This window comes from Methanorbis rubei (assembly GCF_032714495.1).
Classification (GTDB): domain Archaea; phylum Halobacteriota; class Methanomicrobia; order Methanomicrobiales; family Methanocorpusculaceae; genus Methanocorpusculum; species Methanocorpusculum rubei.
Map to the genome: position 1 here is coordinate 1 of NZ_JAWDKB010000013.1, position 4116 is coordinate 4116.

General features: G+C 46.2%; 3 protein-coding genes and 1 rRNA gene. 3 read left to right on the plus strand and 1 reads right to left on the minus strand.

From position 1 onward, the window contains the following. Window positions 1–467 precede the first annotated feature (467 nt). The 3 genes from McpCs1_RS09270 (at window position 468) to McpCs1_RS09280 (ending at window position 3616) form a co-directional block, all read left to right on the plus strand. On the plus strand, window positions 468–953 hold the full coding sequence (locus McpCs1_RS09270) for a helix-turn-helix domain-containing protein (protein WP_338096971.1): 486 nt from the start codon (window positions 468–470) through the stop codon (window positions 951–953). 65 nt (window positions 954–1018) lie between these two features. Next, window positions 1019–2188 (plus strand): COG1361 family protein, encoded by a 1170-nt coding sequence (locus McpCs1_RS09275; protein ID WP_338096972.1) that lies wholly within the window; start codon window positions 1019–1021, stop codon window positions 2186–2188. Between the two features lie 9 nt (window positions 2189–2197). Then, on the plus strand, window positions 2198–3616 hold the full coding sequence (locus McpCs1_RS09280) for an ABC transporter permease (RefSeq protein WP_338096973.1): 1419 nt from the start codon (window positions 2198–2200) through the stop codon (window positions 3614–3616). 388 nt (window positions 3617–4004) lie between these two features. Here McpCs1_RS09280 and rrf read toward each other — a convergent pair. Next, window positions 4005–4116: ribosomal RNA gene (gene rrf / locus McpCs1_RS09285) — 5S ribosomal RNA — on the minus strand; the annotation flags it as partial.

Here is a 4116-nt window from a genome sequence, read left to right on the forward strand (position 1 = left end):
TTACTGCATCAGTGGAAAGCGTGGTGTTTGCCGCAGATGCTGCGCCCATTAACAGTGCGAATGAAAGAACTACAGCCAGAAGCGCCATAATTTTCATGTTTTTGTTCAAATTTAATTCCTCCTAAGTTAGGAAGTAGCCATTTTCCAAAAACAACAAAATATTTCCGAAATATACTAAAACCACAACACAAAATCATCTAAACATTCATACAAAATCATAATGACATTAAACATCCTACCAAAAACCATCCCAAATCTCCCCACTCCACCTTTTCAGCAATCAACGAACTGCCCATCCCAAAATAACAAAAATTTACAAAAAAAAACAAACAAAGTACAACAAATCAAAATCACACAAATTGAATCCTACCAAAACACAAAACACTATATCCAACCCAAACAAAAATCACCACTAAACCAACGATAACGTATAGTATTTATCACAAATCGCATACAATAATATCAAGATGTTTGAACAACGAATATTTGAAACAGATTTCAAAACCGCACTCTCCGAAGAGCTCGACCGAAGAGGGATGACAGTGCGGCAGCTTGCCGAAGCCACAGGAATCCCTCCGGTCACTCTCTATAAAATATCCTCCGGAGAACGGGACCCAAGACTCTCCACCGTTCGAAAAATCGTCAGAGTTTTCTCGCCGCATCATGGAAAGTTCATCGCCCTCATTGCAGCAAAGTTCCTTCTTGACGAGATCGAAGGAACAAAAGTCGACATCGGAGGAGTCGAGTACCGCATCAAAGGCTACACCGCAAACTCACTCGACGACTGTATCCTTGCAGCCGTTCGGGCACGATATGACGGAGCCGCAGGAATCATCTGTGCACCAATTCTCGCCTCACTCATCGAGCGGATTGTGGACGTTCCTGTAGCAATCATGAAGCCAGAGATGGACGCAGTCTTCATCGCAGTCGACTCCATTGCGAAAAGATTGTAGCCATATGATTACATAATGTAAATTACCACTTACATTCATATAGATTGAGAACCAACGATTTCTGTATGAGAGCAAAAACCCGCACAGCGATCCTTGGATCACTTCTGTGCGCATTACTGATGTGTACCCTGGCCGGAAGTGTTGCGGCAGCCGACACAGCAATGACCGGTCAGGTAATTGTAACCGGATATGATCTGGATCCCAAAGTCTTCTATCCCGGAGATCAAGGAACCCTCACCGTCAAACTCAAAAATGTCGGATCCACTCCGGTAAACGTCGGCATGCCGACACTTCTCGGCGGTCAGTTCCAGTACCTTAACAGCAAACAGATGGTGCCGGTCGGACTTCTGGGAGCAGGAGGCGAGACATCGGTCAGTCTTCAGATCAAACCAACCGGATCCACTACGGAAGGGATGGCATACCCGTACTTCTCGGTCGGTTACACGGTAGTCGGTGGAGAAAATGTTGATAACCCAGTCAGAGCACAGGTCCCCATTGAAATCGACAGCTCTGACCTGAGCATTCAGATAATCGAAAAACCCAACATGATCTCACAGGGAAGCATGGGCAAATACAAACTCAGGATCGGAAACCCGCGTGCATATCAGATTACCGGCCTTACCGTATCCATCGGCGGAGACGGCATCACCAGCCGGCAGGACGGCTACTTCATCGGAACAGTTACCGCAAACAACTATACAGATATTGAAATCGATATCGCAACAGCTGGAGACACCAAGCTTATCGTCAACGCCGAGTACCGAAACGGAAAAAATATTCACTCCAGTACTGTTGAGATACCGGTCTATGTCACCGGAAGCAGCAGTGTCGTGATCTCTGATCTGGTTGCAACAAAATACAATAACAAGTACAAAGTCACCGGTGCGGTCTACAACCCAGGCCTTCGCGATATTTCCTCAGTCGTTGTTGTTGCAGGACCTCCGGCGGTTCCGGAAGGATCCTATCAGGCAGCACTTGGTGTCATTGAAGGAAACGACAACGGAGAGTTCGAACTTACCTTCTCGGTAAAGGGAGATCCGACAACAGTTCCCATCATCGTCACCTATCAGGATGAACTGAACATGTACCATCAGGAGCAGAACGTTGTCAGCATCATCGATTATGATCTGACCCCAACTGAAGACGTTACTCCGCAGTCTACTCCGGTAATGATTCCTGCCTTTGCGGTTGTCGGCCTTGTCGCCCTTGGTGTTGTTTTAAGAACCAGAAAATAATCATCATCCATGAATCCACTCATATTTTTTCAGCTGGCAGCCCGCAACCTTCGGCTGAATAAGTTCAGATCGATTTTGGCGATTCTTGGAATTACAATCGGTATCGTGGCTATTGCGACGACAGGAATGTCAGGAGCAATTCTGGAAAATTCACAGTTTCAGTCGATGAACGAGATCGGAGAATCGATCTATCTCCAGGTCAATTATACGTATCTGTGGGAGCAGCAGGACCAGACGAACAATTTCTATGGCGTGAAGTCTGGAGGAGCTGTGGCGGTGAGCTCAGTGTCCACGAGCAGAGGGTATGTCCAGCCTGAGATGGAGGGAATTACTGATAAGCAGATTCGGGAACTTTCAAAGATTACCGCCCCCTATCCGGTGATTCCCTACAAGCAGACAATGTCTACCTTTGAGATTGTGGAGGATGAGTACTCTGATAAGAAGCGGGCTGAAAAAGATCCGAATGATTTCTGGAGCAGATATGTGACGATCTATGGTATTGAAAACGAATATCTTCCGTCGATGTTTGTTCTTGAGTCAGGGAAGTTTCCGAAGGTGAAGAGTGAGGTGCTGGTTGGATCAAAGTTTGCGAAGAAGAATGAGGTGACTGTTGGTGATGAGCTGATCTTTACGGTGTATAAGAGCGGCCAGCAGAAGAGCGTGAAGGTGAAGATCAGCGGTATTATGAAAAACACGGGAGAGGGTCTGATGATCTCGTCTGACAACAGTATTGTTGGGAGTGACAGCTGGTTCAATACGAACTTCAACACATACTCGATGATTACGAAAGGGTATGAGTCAGCAGTGGTTGTGGTGAAGGATGTGAACGAGGCTCCAAAGATGCAGGATCAGATCAATGCGTATCTGAACAAGAAGGGCAACCGTGTGGATATTACGAATTCGAGTGCGGCAACGCAGCCGGTGAAGGATATTATTGCTTCATCGTCGAAGGAGATGATGTCTATGGGTGCGATTGCCCTTCTGGTTGCGGCGGTTGGCATTTTTAATGTGATGCTGATGTCAGTAACACAGAGGACGCATGAGATTGGTATTCTGCGGAGTATTGGTACGAAGAAGCGCCAGATTCTGACGATGTTCCTTTGCGAGGCAGGTATGATGTCGGTGCTTGGTTCGATCATCGGCGGCCTTCTGAGTCTGGTGTTTGCTTTGTTTAAGGCGCGGGATATGATTGCGCAGAGTGCGGCAACGCTGAATCCGAATGCAGCGTTAATGCAGATGATGGGTATTCCAGTCGACGAAGTCCAAGTGAGTCTTTCAGATGTGCTGAACTATACGTTTTCGGCAAATGTGCTGATGTATATTCCTCTGGGTATTCTTATCGGTGTGACGGTTGGTCTGTTATCTGCTCTGTATCCGGCGTGGCGTGCAGCGAATATGGATCCGATCAATGCGCTGAACGAACAATAATTTTTTTTCTTTTTTTGGGCGCAGGAAATTATTGTCCTTTGTCCCTTGTTCCCCACAAAAAAATCAGATGAATCGCAGGCATCATCGGTGATCTCAGATGATTCAACTGCTCCCGCTGTCATGTTGTTTATGTATGTAACTTATCAGATAAATATCACTCAACGCGGGCGAAAAACGACAGAAGAAGATCTGAATTTTTTTGAGGTGACTCCCTTCCAAATACCGGGGGACAAGGGACAAAGGACAATAAATTAGATAGGTGGTTTTGCTTGAAAGGAAACTCGTTTTGAAACTCGAATAGCGCTATTCGCATTTCATTTCAAACAAAATTCACAAAAGCTCCCCGCTCTTCAAAAAAACATTACAAACAATCTCAATCAAAAGGAAGGGGGTGCAGCGTTGAATAGTTCCCGAGAACTCGCGTATCTCAGTACAGTATCCGACGTAAGAGAGCTTAACTGCCGGGTTCGGAATGGGTCCGGGTGGAACCTCTCTGCTAT